The organism is Cupriavidus sp. HPC(L), assembly GCF_000307735.3.
GTDB lineage: Bacteria > Pseudomonadota > Gammaproteobacteria > Burkholderiales > Burkholderiaceae > Cupriavidus.
Genome location: NZ_AMPR02000025.1, coordinates 1 through 13653, shown reverse-complemented (window position 1 = coordinate 13653; position 13653 = coordinate 1). Strand labels below are relative to the sequence as shown.

Here is a 13653-nt window from a genome sequence, read left to right as displayed (position 1 = left end):
CACGTCGCCTGCCGCCTCGGCGGCGCCGGCTTCGGCAGCGAGCTCGGCCGCGCCGCTGCGCGCGGCGGCCTGAGGACGTACGGCCCGGCGATACGGCGATACGGCGATGCGCCGCGGCATCAGCGCAGCTTGCCGGGTGGGTCGATTGGGCCCGCCAGCCGCCGCTTGATCGCGTCGATCGCCGCTTCGAGCTGCTCGCGGCAATGCAGCGAATCGGCGGTCTCGCGCACGCGCCACATCAGCTCCTTGCGCAGATGGCCGAGGCGCGTCTTGTAATAGGTGTGTTCGGTGAAATCGGCGTTGATCATCGCCGGATTGATATAGATGCGATGTCCCCGCGCGCGCAGGTCGGCGTGGAAGGACACGTGCTCGTTGATCTCGCCGCCGTTGGCGTCGAGCCCGACATAGCGTCCCGTCACGAAGGCATCGCGCCGGTACACCGCGAAGCCGCCGAAGGCCGATTCGACCTCGATCGGCGCGGCGTCGGCCGGCACGCGGATCTGCTTCGATGCGACGCACATCTCCAGCGCCTGGCGATGCCCCACCACGTCGACGATGTCGCGATAGGCGGCCCAGCAGTCGACCGGCGACCAGGCCGGATGGCGCAGCGCCCAGATATCGTAGTAGCCCAGCCGCTGGTTGGCCGTCATGCCGGCCCAGTCCAACTCGCTGCGCCAGCAGCTGAGCACCGCGTCGGCGGTCAGGCCATGGTTGATGTCGTCCAGGTCGGCGGCAATCACGTAGTCGATCCTCGCATAGCGCGGGTCGGTGGCCAGGCGCTCGACATAGACATTGCGGCAGAGCGCGATGCGGTCGCAGCGCGCCGGATGACGCTCGCGCAGCGCGCCCATCGATTCGAAGGCGAAGTCCGGTACCTGCGCGGCCAGCTGCCGCAACTGCTCGACGGAATCGTCGCTGGAATCGCTCTCGACCAGCAGGAAGCCGACCGAGGCGAAGCCCGCCAGGACCTTGCGCAGGTGTGCCACTTCGCCCGCGATCGTCGCGCCGCAATTTCGCACCGGCCCTACCACCACGACATGGGCGGATTCGGGCGGGATGCGCAGGGGGCGCGGCGGGGCGGTCATGATGGCGGTCCTCTGTGGCCGGCGGGCACACGTTGCGGTGACAGTGTCACTGTACGTACGTCGACCTGCGGCGACTGTGGGATGGATCACACAGTCGCCGCCGGCCATGGCGGGCCACTCCGTCGCTCGCGCGCAGGCGGGAACCCAGCGTCTTTGAACGCCACTGGGTCCCCGCCTTCGCGGGGACGACAACGTTTGGCCGGCTATGCCCTGCCCAACTCCCCATCCCGCAGCCGCCACAGCCCGAGCGGATTGTCGTCGCGCAGCGCCGGCGGCAGCAGTTCCGCGGGCACGTTCTGATAGCAGACCGGCCGCAGGAAACGCGAGATCGCCGCGGCGCCGACCGAGGTCGTGCGGGCGTCCGAGGTGGCCGGGAAGGGGCCGCCGTGCACCATCGCGTACGACACCTCGACGCCGGTCGGATAGCCGTTGAACAGCACCCGTCCGGCCTTGCGCTCGAGCACCGGCAACAGTTGCCCGGCCGCGGCGTGGTCGCCGGCATCGGCATGCACGGTGGCGGTCAGCTGTCCCTCGAGGCTGCGCGTCAGCGCGGCCATCTCGTCGATGTCGCGACAGACCACCAGCACCGACGACGGGCCGAACACCTCGGCCTGCATCCGATGATCGGCGATGAACTGCGCGGCGCTGGTCTCGAACATCGCGGCGCAGGCCTGGTTGGGTCCGCTGCCGGCCAGACCCGTGCCGATGCGCTGCAGGCCGTTGATTTCGCCCAGGCTTGCCACGCCCTGCTGATAGGCCTGGTGGATGCCGGGCGTCAGCATCGTGCCGGCGGGCTTGCCGCCCAGCGCCTGCACCGCGGCCGCGCGGAACGCGGCGAGCGCCGGACTGTCGATCGCGATCACCAGGCCCGGGTTGGTGCAGAACTGGCCCACGCCGAGCACCAGCGAATCGACCAGCTCCGTGGCGATGCGCTCGCCGCGCGCGGCCAATGCGGCCGGCAACAGGAACACCGGATTGATGCTGCTCATCTCGGCATAGACCGGGATCGGCTGCGGCCGCTGCTGCGCCACGCGGCTCAGCGCCAGGCCGCCGCCGCGCGAGCCGGTGAAGCCCACCGCCTGGATCGCCGGATGCGCGACCAGCGCCGTGCCGATCTCGTTGCCGGCGCCGAGCACCAGCGAGAACACGCCCTCGGGCAGGCCGGCGTCGGCCACCGCCTGCTGAATCACGCGGCCGACCAGTTCGGAGGTGCCCAGGTGCGCCGGGTGCGACTTGGCGACCACCGGGCAGCCCGCCGCCAGCGCCGACGCGGTATCGCCGCCGGCCACCGAGAACGCCAGCGGGAAGTTGCTGGCGCCGAACACCGCCACCGGACCCAGCGCGATGTTCTGCATGCGCAGGTCGGGACGCGGCGGCGTGCGCTCGGGCAGCGCGCTGTCCCAGGTGGCCTGCTGCCAGCGGCCGTCTCGCAGCACGCGCGCGAACAGGCGCAGCTGATTGGCGGTGCGGCCGCGTTCGCCCTGCAGCCGCGCCAGCGGCAGGCCGCTTTCGCGGTGGGCGCGTTCGATCAGCGTGTCGCCGAGCGCCTCGATGCCGTCGGCGATGCGCTCCAGAAAGGCGGCGCGCTGCGCCGGCAGCGTGTTGCGGAAGGCGTCGAAGGCCTGTTCGGCCAGCACGCAGGCACGGTCGACCTCGGCCGCGCCGCCGCCATGAAAGTCGGGGCCCAGCGTCGCGCCGTTGGCGGGATCGATCGCCTGCAGCACGGCGTCCTGGCCGCGCACGGCGCTGGCGCCGATCAGCATCTCTCCGGTGATCTTCATTGGCTTCTCCTGAAAACGTCGATGGCGCAGCGGCCGCCGCGGTGCGATACCGCGAGCGGCCGATGCGCCGAGGGCATGATGGCGCGCGCCACGCCGGCATGGCCGGGCGCGGCGTGCATGGACGGGCTTACTGGCCGCCGACCTTGTCGATCAGCCGTTGCAGCATCGCGCATTCCTCTTCGCTCAGATCGGTCAGCGGCGCACGCACCGGGCCGGCATCGTGGCCGACCAGGCGGGCGCCCGCCTTGATGATGCTGACCGCGTAGCCCTGCTTGCGGTTGCGGATGTCGAGGTAGGGCAGGAAGAACGTGTCGATCAGGCGGCCGACGGTCTCGTGATCCTCGGCGGCGATCGCGCGATAGAAGTCCATCGCGGTCTTCGGAATGAAGTTGAATACCGCCGACGAGTAGACCGGCACGCCCAGCGCGCGATAGGCGGCGGCGTAGACCTCGGCCGTCGGCAGTCCGCCCAGATAGGCGAAGCGCTCGCCCAGCCGGCGGCGGATCGACACCATCAGCTCGATGTCGCCCAGGCCGTCCTTGTAGCCGATCAGGTTCGGGCAGCGCTCGGCCAGCCGTTCCAGCTGCACCGCGTTCAGGCGGCACACCGCGCGGTTGTAGACGATCACGCCGCAGGACACCGAGCGGCAGACCGCCTCGACGTGGTTGGCGATGCCTTCGGGGCTGGCCTCGGTCAGGTAGTGGGGCAGCAGCAGCACGCCGTGGGCGCCCAGGCGCTCGGCTTCCTGCGCATAGGCGATCGCCACGCGGGTCGGGCCGCCGGCGCCGGCGATGATCGGCACCTTGCCGCGGCAGGTGTCGACCGCGGTGCGGACGATGTCGCTGTACTCGTTCGGCGCCAGCGAGAAGAACTCGCCGGTGCCGCCGGCGGCGAACAGCGCGCTGGCGCCATACGGGGCCAGCCATTCGAGGCGCTTCGCGTAGGACGCCGCGGCGAAGTCGCCATTGGCGTCGAAATCGGTCACCGGGAACGACAGCAGGCCGGCGCTGATGATCTGTTTGAGGTCTTGGGGGTTCAGGGACATGGTGGTTTCCGATTTACCGATTTACCGAGGAAAGGGCTGGGTGTCCTGCCCGAATGCGCAACGTTGGACGGCGAAGGCGCCGCGGTAGGGAAGCGCCATTCGACGTTCGATATCGTAAGACATCATACAACTATGGCGCAAGGGGTCCGCGTCGGGGGTTAACCCTCGGAGGGGGCGGGATCAGGCTTGCTTATCAGGCCTGCTTATCAGACCTGCTTATCAGACCTGCGTATTGGGGGCCTGCGTATTGGGGGCCTGCGTGTTGGAGGCCGGCGTACTGGCGGCCGCGGCCGAGGCCTTGCGCAGGCGTTCGCGGCTGTTGGTCAGGTGCATGCGCATCGCGGCCTTGGCGCCATCGGGGTCGCGGCGCTCGATTGCGTCGTAGATGCTGTCGTGCTCGAAGTTGACCCGTTCCAGATATTGCTCCCGGTCGCCCGGGGTGACGTGCAGCCGGCCGCGCGGAATCACCGAGGCGCCCAGGTGGCCCAGCATCTCGCTGAAGTAACGGTTGCCGGTCGCGCGTGCCACGGCCAGGTGGAAAGCAAAGTCGGACGCGACCGAATCGCCGCCCGAGGCGGCGGTGCGCTTCAGTTCGTCCAGCGCGCGCCGCATCTCGGCCAGATCGGCGTCGCTGCGCCGCACGGCCGCCAGGCCAGCGGCCTCGGCCTCGATGCTGACGCGAAATTCCAGCATCGCCAGCACGTCCATCGCGGTGACCATGGCCGACGGATCGATGCGGAACGGGGAGGCCGATTCGGCGGGCGGCGGTGTCAGCACGAAGGTGCCGATCCCGTGACGGGTCTCGACCAGGCCGCTCGCCTGCAGGCGCGACAGCGCCTCGCGCACCACGGTACGGCTGACGCCGAGCGTGGCCATGATTTCCGATTCGGTGGGCAGCTTGTCGCCGGGGCGCAGCGTACCCTGGCGGATGCTGTCAGTCAGGCTGGCGACCGCTTCTTCGGCCAGCGTGCGGCCGCGGCGGCGCAGCGGAGTGGGGGCCAGGGTCGAGGCTTTCATAGGGTATGTACCGTGCTTGACCGGTTCGCGAACGGCTCATTATACTGCGTCGTAAGTCATACGACGACTGATAACCGACTTTGTGGCGCGGCCCGACGTTTCACCCACTGGTGTGGCCGGCCCGTAGCGGCAAGCCATCCGAGACAGCATTCCGAGACGCTTCATGACAGACCACTCGATCTCCGCGCCGGGCGCCACGCCCGTCGTCACCGAACTGACCGTGATCCCGGTCGCCGGCCACGACAGCATGCTGATGAACCTGTCGGGCGCCCACGGACCGTTCTTCACGCGCAACGTGGTGCTGCTCAAGGACAGCGCCGGCCGCATCGGCGTCGGCGAAGTGCCTGGCGGCGAAGGCATCCGCCAGACGCTGGAGGACGCCCGCCCGCTGGTGGTCGGCCAGCCGATCGGCGCCTGGCAGGCGGTGCTGAACCGTGTGCGGCAGGCTTTCGCCAGCCGCGATGCCGGCGGCCGCGGCCTGCAGACCTTCGACCTGCGCATCACGATCCATGCGGTGACCGCGCTGGAGGCGGCGCTGCTCGACCTGCTGGGCAAGCATCTGGACGTTCCGGTCGCCGCGCTGCTGGGCGAAGGGCAGCAGCGCGATGCGGTCGAGATGCTCGGCTACCTGTTCTATATCGGCGACCGCAAGCGCACCACGCTGCCGTATCGCCAGGAGGCCGATGCCGACGATGCCTGGTTCCGGCTGCGCAACGAGGAGGCGATGACGCCGGAGGCGGTGGTGCGCCTGGCCGAAGCCGCCTATCAGCGCTACGGCTTCAACGACTTCAAGCTCAAGGGCGGCGTGCTGCGCGGCGACGAGGAGATGGAGGCGATCGTCGCGCTGGCCGAGCGCTTTCCGAAGGCGCGCATCACGCTCGATCCGAACGGCGCCTGGTCGCTGGCAGAGGCGGTGCGGCTGTGCCGCGACAAGCATGGCGTGCTGGCCTATGCGGAAGATCCGTGCGGCGCCGAGGACGGCTATTCGGGCCGCGAGATCATGGCCGAATTCCGCACCGCGACCGGACTGCCGACGGCGACCAACATGATCGCCACCGACTGGCGGCAGATGGGCCATGCGGTGCGCCTGCAGTCGGTCGACATCCCGCTGGCCGATCCGCACTTCTGGACCATGCAGGGCTCGGTACGCGTCGCGCAGATGTGCGCGGAGTGGGGGCTGACGTGGGGTTCTCATTCGAACAACCACTTCGACATCTCGCTGGCGATGTTCACGCATGTGGCTGCGGCCGCGCCGGGACGGATCACCGCGATCGACACGCACTGGATCTGGCAGGACGGCCAGCGCCTGACCAGGGAGCCGTTGAAGATCGAGGGCGGCATGGTGCAGGTGCCAAAGCGGCCCGGGCTGGGCGTGGAGATCGACATGGCCGAGCTCGAGAAGGCCCACCAGTGCTATCGCAGCATGGGACTGGGCGCGCGCGACGACGCGGTGGCGATGCAGTTCCTGATCCCCGGCTGGAAATTCGACAACAAGGCGCCGTGCATGGTGCGGTAGCCGGTGCCGGCGATCCCTTCGACAACGAACAGAGATTCAGGAGACAACATGAGCAAGACCTTCATCACTTGTGTGCGCCGCCTGCCGCGGCTGATGCTGTCCGCGGGCATGCTGGCCGGCGCGTTCGCCGGCGGCCTGCTGGCCACCGGCACCGCGGCCGCGCAGGACTGGCCGCAGAAACCGGTGTCGGTGGTGGTGCCGTTCCCGCCCGGCGGATCGACCGACACCATCGCGCGGATGCTGGCGCAGCCGCTGAACGAAAAGCTGGGCCAGCCCTTCGTCATCGAGAACCGCCCGGGTGCCACCGGCGCGATCGGCGCGGCGATGGTCAAGCGCGCGCCGGCCGACGGCTACACGATCATGATCGCGTCGATCGGCGTCTACGCGGTCAACCCGTTCCTGCAGAAGAACCTGCCGTACGATCCGGCCAAGGACTTCGACCTGCTGACGGTCGCGGTGCGCGCGCCCAACGTGCTGGTCGCCAATCCCTCGGTCGCCGCGCGCAGCGTGCAGGACCTGGTCGCCCATATGAAGAAGAACCCGGGCAAGGTCAGCTTCGCGTCGTCGGGCGCTGGCTCGTCGGATCATCTGACCGCGGCGCTGTTCTGGCAGAAGACCGGCACCGACGGCCTGCACGTGCCGTACAAGGGCGGCGGCCCGGCGATCCAGGACCTGCTGGCCGGCCAGGTCGAGGTCTCGTTCCAGAACATCAACGCGGTGATCCAGCACATCAAGGCCGGCAAGCTGAAGGCGCTGGCGATTACGTCGGAGAAGCGCTCGCCGCTGCTGCCCGATGTGCCGACGCTGGCCGAAGCCGGGGTCAAGGATGTCGAGGTCTATTCGTGGCAGGCCGTCGCCGCGCCGCGCGGGTTGCCGGCCAACGTCAAGTCGAAGCTGCACGGCGCGCTGGTCAGCTCGCTGACCGAGCCGAAGATGCGCGCCAAGCTGGCCGAGACCGGCTTCGAGGTCGTCGCCAATACGCCGGAGCAGTTCGCGCAGTTCGAGAACCAGGAGCTGCAGCGCTGGAAGAACGTGATCGAGGCCGGCAAGATCACGATCGATTGAAGATCGGACGATCGCTCCACGACATGTCGTTGCCCCGCCTGGTGCGGGGCTTTTTTATTGCGTGGGGAAGGATCGCCGTTTCTGTGTCGCCGTTCGGGTGTCGCCGTGCGGATGTGACCGTGAGGGTCTGGCGTTTGCAGTGGCGGAGACGGTGAGATTCGAACTCACGGATGGGTCACCCCATCGGCAGTTTTCAAGACTGCTGCCTTAAACCACTCGGCCACGTCTCCAGTCCCATGATGGGCCGGCCTTGCGCCGGCCGCGCATTATAGCAAGGCGGTATGCGGGTGGGGTTGGAAACGCCTCGTTACACATCTTGCACCGCGGGAAGACAAGAAACCGGCCCTGTCGGCGTCCGTCCGACATCGCGGAACCTTGTCTGGATGTATACCTCCTAGGGCAGGAGGGTAGCGGCGGTGCGCCGCATCCCGTCTCTTCTCGTCCCAGTCAGGAGAACATTAAATGAATGGCAAGACTTTGTTTGGCATGGCCGCGCTGGCGGCCGCGATCGGTACCGCGGGCTGCGCGGCACCCGGTGGCGGTTATGGCTACGGCGCCCCGGCGGCCAATACGGGTTACGGCCAGGGGTCCTACCAGGCGCCGGCCGGCTCGGTGTTCTACGGTCGCGTCGAAGCGATCGAACCGATTCAACAACCTCGCGGCGCCAGCTCGGGTCTGCTCGGCACCGTGATCGGCGGTCTGGCCGGCGGCCTGCTCGGCCACCAGATCGGCGGCGGCCGCGGCCAGACCATCGCGACGATCGGCGGTGCGGTGGCGGGCGGCGTGGCCGGCAACCAGATCGAACAGCGCGCCACCGGCGGCATGGAAACCGTCTATCGCGTGCACGTACGACTCGACGATGGCCGCATGGCCACGGTGACGCAGCGCCAGGCCAACAATCTGCAGGTCGGCCAGCGCGTGCAGGTCGCCAACGACATGGCGTCGCCGATCTGACGCGATGCCCGCCGCTGCGATGGCGGCATGAAATGGAGAAAGGCCGCGAATCGCGGCCTTTTTCATTGGTGCGGTTCTCTGTCCCGCTGCCACTCAAGACTTCAGGAAGATCTCCTGCAGATCGTTCAGGAAGCGCCGTCCCAGCTCGGTTGGACGGATCACGGTCGGGTCCGGGTCCAGCAATCCCTTGTCGGTTGCCTGCGCCAGCTCGCGGCGGATCGCATGCAGCGGCAGGCCGGTATGGTCATGGAACAGGCTCGCCGGCACGCCGTCGGTCAGCCGCAGCGCATTCAGCATGAATTCGAACGGCAGCTCGGCGGCATCGACGTCGCGCGCTTCCTGCACCGCGTTGCCCGCCATCGCCTGCGCCATATAGGTGGCCGGATGCTTGTAGCGCATCTGGCGCAGCACGCGATGCGGGAACGACAGCTTGCCGTGCGCACCCGCGCCGATGCCGAGGTAGTCGCCGAAGCGCCAGTAGTTCAGGTTGTGGCGCGCCTCGCGATGCGGCTGCGCATAGGCCGAGGTCTCGTAATGGCGATAGCCGGCTTCGGCCGTGCGCGCCTCGATCCAGTCCTGCATCTCGTAGGCGGTGTCGTCGTCCGGCAGCGCCGGCGGGAAGCGCGCGAACAGCGTGTTCGGCTCCAGCGTCAGGTGGTACAGCGACAGATGCGTGGTGCGGTACGACAGCGCCGTCTCGACGTCCTGCCGGCACTGCGCGAGGGTTTGCCCGGGCAGCGCGTACATCAGGTCCAGATTGACGTTGTCGAAGTGGCGCAGCGCGATGTCGATCGCGGCGCGGGCCTCGGCGCCGCCGTGAATGCGGCCCAGCGCCTGCAGATGTTCGTCGTTGAAGCTCTGGATGCCGATCGACAGCCGGTTGATGCCGCTGGCGCGATAGCTGGCGAAGCGCTCGGCCTCGAAGGTGCCGGGGTTGGCCTCCATCGTGATTTCGGCATCGGCGTCCAGCGGCAGCAGCGCGCGGATGTCGGACAGCAGCCGGTCCATGCCGGCGGCCGACAGCAGGCTGGGCGTGCCGCCGCCGATGAAGACCGTATGCACCGGGCGCCCCCATACCAGCGGCAGCGACTGCTCGAGGTCCGCGCGCAGCGCGTCCAGATACGCCGCTTCGGGAATCTCGCTGCCGTCGGGCGCCGCGTGCGAATTGAAGTCGCAATACGGGCATTTGCGCACGCACCAGGGCACGTGCACGTACAGCGACAACGGCGGCGAGGCCGGCAGCGAAATCTGCCCGGGCTTGAGCCACAGGCCGACGCTGTCGCCGCCGGACGAAGCGGGGGCGGGCGTGGCACCGGGGACGGGGACGATCGGAATCATGGCCGGCCTTGCGCGGCGGTATCCGCGGCGCTATCCGTGGCCGCATCCCGGCGCAGCCGCTCGCACAGCGCCTGCAAGGCCAGCGCGCGATGGCTGACGCGGTTCTTCTCTTCGGCCGACAGTTCGGCGGCCGTTTTGCCGAGCGCCGGCAGCAGGAAGTAGGGGTCGTAGCCGAAGCCGCCGTCCCCGCGCGGCGTGTCGACGACCTCGCCGTCCCAGCGGCCTTCCGCGATGATCGGGCAGGGATCGTCGGCATGGCGCACCAGCACCAGCACGCAGTAGTAGTGCGCGCGGCGATTGGCCTGACCCGCCAGTTCGGCGATCAGATGCGCGTTGTTGGCGGCGTCGCTCTTTTCCTTGCCGGCCAGCTGCGCGTAGCGCGCCGAGTAGACGCCGGGCGCGCCGCCCAGCGCGTCGACGCTGATGCCCGAGTCGTCGGCCAGCGCCGGCAGGCCCGACAGGCGGCTGGCATGGCGTGCCTTGGCCAGCGCGTTCTCGACGAAGGTCACGTGCGGTTCCTCGGCCTCGGGGATGCCGAGCTCGCGCTGCGGCACCACATCGAAGCCGAGCGGCGCCAGCAGCGCGCCGAACTCGCGCAGCTTGCCGGCATTGTTGGAGGCCAGCACCAGACGTTGCGCGGCGCGCATGGCGATGCCCGCGGTCGAGTTCGCCATCATGCCCGCCGTCATGCCAGATTCAGCGCCTGGCGCTGCATCGTGACGAGCTGCGCGATGCCGCGCTCGGCCAGCTGCGTCATCGCGTCGAGTTGCGCGCGCGAGAACGGCACGCCCTCGGCGGTGCCCTGGACCTCGACGAAGCCGCCGCTGCCGGTCATCACGACGTTCATGTCGGTGTCGCAGGCGCTGTCCTCGGCGTAATCCAGGTCGAGCACCGGCACGCCGTCGACCATGCCGACCGATACCGCGGCGACGAAGTCGCGGATCGGGCTTTCCGCGATCAGGCCGTCGCGCAGCATCACCGAAACGGCGTCATGGGCGGCGACGAAGGCGCCGGTGATCGCGGCCGTGCGGGTGCCGCCATCGGCCTGCAGCACGTCGCAATCGAGCTGCAGCGTGTATTCGCCGAGCTTGGACAGATCGAACACCGAGCGCAGCGCCCGGCCGATCAGGCGCTGGATCTCCTGGGTGCGGCCCGACTGCTTGCCGCGCGCGGCCTCGCGGTCCGAGCGGGTATGGGTGGCGCGCGGCAGCATGCCGTATTCGGCGGTCACCCAGCCTTCGCCGCTGCCTTTCTTGTGCGGCGGCACCTTGGTCAGCACGCTGGCGGTGCACAGTACCTTGGTGTCGCCGAAGGCGGTCAGCACCGCACCTTCGGCGTGGCGGGTGTAGTGGCGGGTCAGGGTGATCGGGCGCAGCGCGTCGGCCGCGCGTCCACTGGGTCGCATGGAGGCTCTCTTGGAAGGAAAATCGGGAACAGGCGCGATTTTAACGCCGGGCGCCCCCGGACGCTGGCGGCGGCGGTGCCGCGCCGGGCCTTGCGCTGCGGCACGAAGGCAGCGGCGCGGCAGCATGGCGGCGAGGGGCCGCGGGGCAAAGTTCTTTACAATACTGTGTTCAATCCGTGTTGGTCAGCCCACTGCCGGGCCGGCCGCGGTCGCCGCGCCGTGCGGCCCTCGCCGCCAGCCCCTTCAAGAGACGAATCCATGATCCATAGCATGACCGGATATGGCCTGGCGACGCGCCAGGCACCGCTGACCGACGCGCATGGCGCGCCCAGCGGCAGGACCGCCGCCGTGTCGGTCGAATTCCGCACCGTCAATTCGCGCTTTCTCGATCTGCTGTTCCGCGCGCCGGAAGAGTGCCGCGCGTTCGAGCCGGCCCTGCGCGAGATGCTGATGGCCAAGCTGTCGCGCGGCAAGCTCGAATGCCGCATCAATCTGCAGCGCACCGACGCGGGCGGCGCGGCGCTGGCGCTCAATACCGGCCTGCTGGCGCAGCTGCGCGAGCTGGAAGCCACCGTCGCCAGGACCTTCGACCAGGCCGGCACGCTGCGCATGGGCGAGATCCTGCGCTGGCCCGGCGTGCTGATCGAGCCCGAGCTGTCGCAGGACGCGCTGCGCGAAGCGGTGCTCGGCGCGGCCAAGGACGCGCTGGCGCAACTGCTGGAAGCGCGCCGCCGCGAGGGCGATGCCCTCAAGGCCACGCTGGTGGACCGCATCGACGCGATGCTGGCGATCGTGCAGCGCCTGGCGCCCGCGGTGCCGGACCTGATCGCGCAGCACCAGGACAAGCTGACCGAGCGCCTGCAGGAGGCCTTCAACCTGGTCGCGCCGAACGGCATGCCGTCGATGTCGCGCGACGAGATCGGCGAGCGCATCCGCCAGGAGGCGACCGTCTACGGCATCCGCATCGATATCGCCGAGGAGCTGTCCCGGCTCGAGGCGCATCTGAACGAGACCCGGCATATCCTCGACAAGGGCGGCCAGGTCGGCAAGCGGCTCGACTTCATGATGCAGGAGCTGAACCGTGAGGCCAACACGCTGGGCTCGAAGGCCGCGGCCAAGGAACTGGCCGATGCGTCGATGGAGCTCAAGCTGCTGATCGAGCAGATGCGCGAACAGATTCAAAATCTCGAATGACGAACATGAGCAACCCTACTCAGCCTCATCCTGCGGCGAACTTGCAAGCCAGCGCGCCGGCGCAGTCGCATACCGCGATCGACACCGTATACCCCGGCAACCTGTTCATGGTGGTGGCCCCGTCCGGCGCGGGCAAGTCCACGCTGGTCAACGCGCTGCTGGCGCAGGACCCGTCGATCCGCCTGTCGATCTCGCACACCACGCGGCCGCCGCGCCCGGGCGAGCAGGACGGACGCGAGTACCACTTCACCACGATCGAGGCCTTCCGCGAGGCGCGCGATCGCGGCGACTTCCTCGAATGGGCCGAGGTCCACGGCAACTACTACGCGACCTCGCGCGTCTGGATCGAGCAGCAGATGGCGCACGGCCACGACGTGCTGCTGGAGATCGACTGGCAGGGCGCGCAGCAGGTGCACAAGCGCTTCTCCAACGCGGTCGAGGTCTTCATCCTGCCGCCGTCGCTGACCGCGCTCGAGGAGCGTCTGCGCAAGCGCGGGCAGGACGAGCCCAACGTGATCGTGCGGCGCCTGCTGGCGGCCGGCAGCGAGATGGCGCATGCCTCCGAAGCCGACTACGTGATCATCAACGACGTGTTCGACGAAGCGCTGGAAAAGCTGCGCTGCGTGGTGCGTGCCACGCGGCTGCGTTTCTCGTCGCAGAAGGCGCGGCACGCCGATCTGTTCATCGAACTCGGCATCCACTGAATGCGAGGCCGCGGGGCCGCGGGCCACCTGCGGTAAAATGGCGGCCATCGCATAGGTTCTGTCTCAAGGTAGATTTGATATGGCGCGTATTACCGTCGAAGATTGTCTGAAACACATCCCGAACCGCTTCGAGCTCGCGCTCGCGGCGACCTACCGCGCGCGCCAGCTGGTGCAGGGGCACACGCCGAAGGTCGAGGCCAAGGACAAGCCGACCGTGGTGGCACTGCGCGAGATCGCGTCGGGCCAGGTCGGCATCGAAATGCTGAAGAAGGTTCCGACCTGATCGGCCGGCGGCCCGGTTTTCAACGGCATTGCGAGCTACCCTGGCATCCCGCCCGATCGTCGCTTTGGTCGACCGGATTGTCCTGATCGCACTCGTTGCCCACGTCTGAACCACAGGCCGCCATCATGCCCTCGTCGCCGCGCTCTTCCTCGCGATCGTCGCCCAAGCCGGGCAGCACGGGGGAGACGCGCGCCGCGGCGCGCACCGGCGCGCCGAACCTGCCCGATCCCCTGGGCGACGACGTGGTGGGCGAGCGCGCCGTAGCC

Annotated in this window: 14 protein-coding genes and 1 tRNA gene; 6 read left to right on the top strand and 9 right to left on the bottom strand. The window is 68.9% G+C overall.

Features of this window, described 5'->3' with window-relative positions:
- Positions 1-119: 119 nt before the first annotated feature.
- The 4 genes from B551_RS02835 to B551_RS02820 form a co-directional block, all read right to left on the bottom strand.
- Positions 120-1085, bottom strand: a complete 966-nt coding sequence (locus tag B551_RS02835) for a hypothetical protein (protein WP_006578611.1) — start codon at positions 1083-1085, stop codon at positions 120-122.
- A gap of 203 nt (positions 1086-1288) precedes the next feature.
- Positions 1289-2866 (bottom strand): aldehyde dehydrogenase (NADP(+)), encoded by a 1578-nt coding sequence (locus B551_RS02830; RefSeq protein WP_023263439.1) that lies wholly within the window; start codon positions 2864-2866, stop codon positions 1289-1291.
- 127 nt (positions 2867-2993) lie between these two features.
- The gene (kdgD, locus tag B551_RS02825) at positions 2994-3911 is read right to left on the bottom strand and encodes a 5-dehydro-4-deoxyglucarate dehydratase (protein ID WP_006578034.1); all 918 of its coding nucleotides are present in this window, start codon (positions 3909-3911) and stop codon (positions 2994-2996) included.
- 219 nt (positions 3912-4130) lie between these two features.
- Positions 4131-4928, bottom strand: a complete 798-nt coding sequence (locus B551_RS02820; protein ID WP_006578033.1) for a FadR/GntR family transcriptional regulator — start codon at positions 4926-4928, stop codon at positions 4131-4133.
- Between the two features lie 163 nt (positions 4929-5091).
- On the opposite strand from B551_RS02820, the gene gudD reads away from it, so the two are divergent.
- Together gudD and B551_RS02810 are read left to right on the top strand one after the other, a co-directional pair.
- Complete coding sequence (gene gudD, locus B551_RS02815; protein WP_006578032.1) at positions 5092-6444, top strand: glucarate dehydratase; 1353 nt, start codon at positions 5092-5094, stop codon at positions 6442-6444.
- Positions 6445-6552: 108 nt separating this feature from the next.
- A complete protein-coding gene (locus tag B551_RS02810; protein ID WP_006578287.1) occupies positions 6553-7509 on the top strand; it encodes a tripartite tricarboxylate transporter substrate binding protein in 957 nt (318 codons plus the stop codon).
- Between the two features lie 140 nt (positions 7510-7649).
- Here the strand turns inward: B551_RS02810 and B551_RS02805 are convergent.
- Positions 7650-7739, bottom strand: a tRNA-Ser gene (locus tag B551_RS02805).
- Between the two features lie 232 nt (positions 7740-7971).
- Here B551_RS02805 and B551_RS02800 point away from each other — a divergent pair.
- Positions 7972-8463, top strand: a complete 492-nt coding sequence (locus B551_RS02800) for a glycine zipper 2TM domain-containing protein (protein ID WP_006578288.1) — start codon at positions 7972-7974, stop codon at positions 8461-8463.
- 93 nt (positions 8464-8556) lie between these two features.
- On the opposite strand, the gene hemW is transcribed toward B551_RS02800, so the two are convergent.
- From hemW to rph, 3 genes are read right to left on the bottom strand one after another with little or no spacing between them, the layout of a single operon-like run.
- Positions 8557-9801, bottom strand: a complete 1245-nt coding sequence (hemW, locus tag B551_RS02795) for a radical SAM family heme chaperone HemW (protein ID WP_006578289.1) — start codon at positions 9799-9801, stop codon at positions 8557-8559.
- Positions 9798-10478, bottom strand: a complete 681-nt coding sequence (gene rdgB / locus B551_RS02790; RefSeq protein WP_253281319.1) for an RdgB/HAM1 family non-canonical purine NTP pyrophosphatase — start codon at positions 10476-10478, stop codon at positions 9798-9800. Before rdgB ends, hemW begins: the two co-directional genes overlap by 4 nt.
- Before the next feature lie 8 nt (positions 10479-10486).
- The gene (gene rph, locus B551_RS02785; RefSeq protein ID WP_006578291.1) at positions 10487-11206 is read right to left on the bottom strand and encodes a ribonuclease PH; all 720 of its coding nucleotides are present in this window, start codon (positions 11204-11206) and stop codon (positions 10487-10489) included.
- Between the two features lie 258 nt (positions 11207-11464).
- On the opposite strand from rph, the gene B551_RS02780 reads away from it, so the two are divergent.
- The 3 genes from B551_RS02780 (at position 11465) to rpoZ (ending at position 13387) form a co-directional block, all read left to right on the top strand.
- Positions 11465-12400: a YicC/YloC family endoribonuclease gene (locus B551_RS02780; protein ID WP_006578658.1), complete on the top strand. Its 936-nt coding sequence runs from the start codon at positions 11465-11467 to the stop codon at positions 12398-12400.
- A 5-nt stretch (positions 12401-12405) separates the two neighbouring features.
- The gene (gmk, locus tag B551_RS02775; protein WP_052511243.1) at positions 12406-13104 is read left to right on the top strand and encodes a guanylate kinase; all 699 of its coding nucleotides are present in this window, start codon (positions 12406-12408) and stop codon (positions 13102-13104) included.
- Positions 13105-13183: 79 nt separating this feature from the next.
- Complete coding sequence (gene rpoZ, locus B551_RS02770) at positions 13184-13387, top strand: DNA-directed RNA polymerase subunit omega (RefSeq protein WP_006578656.1); 204 nt, start codon at positions 13184-13186, stop codon at positions 13385-13387.
- 19 nt (positions 13388-13406) lie between these two features.
- Here the strand turns inward: rpoZ and B551_RS26825 are convergent.
- Positions 13407-13653 (bottom strand): hypothetical protein (locus B551_RS26825; protein ID WP_216599685.1); only part of this gene is annotated, 247 nt, incomplete at its 5' end.

Coding starts and splice junctions, on each gene's coding strand:
- B551_RS02835 (WP_006578611.1), bottom strand. CDS start 1,085: ATGACCGCCCCGCCGCGCCCCCTGCGCATCCCGCCCGAATCCGCCCAT.
- B551_RS02830 (WP_023263439.1), bottom strand. CDS start 2,866: ATGAAGATCACCGGAGAGATGCTGATCGGCGCCAGCGCCGTGCGCGGC.
- kdgD (WP_006578034.1), bottom strand. CDS start 3,911: ATGTCCCTGAACCCCCAAGACCTCAAACAGATCATCAGCGCCGGCCTG.
- B551_RS02820 (WP_006578033.1), bottom strand. CDS start 4,928: ATGAAAGCCTCGACCCTGGCCCCCACTCCGCTGCGCCGCCGCGGCCGC.
- gudD (WP_006578032.1), top strand. CDS start 5,092: ATGACAGACCACTCGATCTCCGCGCCGGGCGCCACGCCCGTCGTCACC.
- B551_RS02810 (WP_006578287.1), top strand. CDS start 6,553: ATGCTGGCCGGCGCGTTCGCCGGCGGCCTGCTGGCCACCGGCACCGCG.
- B551_RS02800 (WP_006578288.1), top strand. CDS start 7,972: ATGAATGGCAAGACTTTGTTTGGCATGGCCGCGCTGGCGGCCGCGATC.
- hemW (WP_006578289.1), bottom strand. CDS start 9,801: ATGATTCCGATCGTCCCCGTCCCCGGTGCCACGCCCGCCCCCGCTTCG.
- rdgB (WP_253281319.1), bottom strand. CDS start 10,478: ATGATGGCGAACTCGACCGCGGGCATCGCCATGCGCGCCGCGCAACGT.
- rph (WP_006578291.1), bottom strand. CDS start 11,206: ATGCGACCCAGTGGACGCGCGGCCGACGCGCTGCGCCCGATCACCCTG.
- B551_RS02780 (WP_006578658.1), top strand. CDS start 11,465: ATGATCCATAGCATGACCGGATATGGCCTGGCGACGCGCCAGGCACCG.
- gmk (WP_052511243.1), top strand. CDS start 12,406: ATGAGCAACCCTACTCAGCCTCATCCTGCGGCGAACTTGCAAGCCAGC.
- rpoZ (WP_006578656.1), top strand. CDS start 13,184: ATGGCGCGTATTACCGTCGAAGATTGTCTGAAACACATCCCGAACCGC.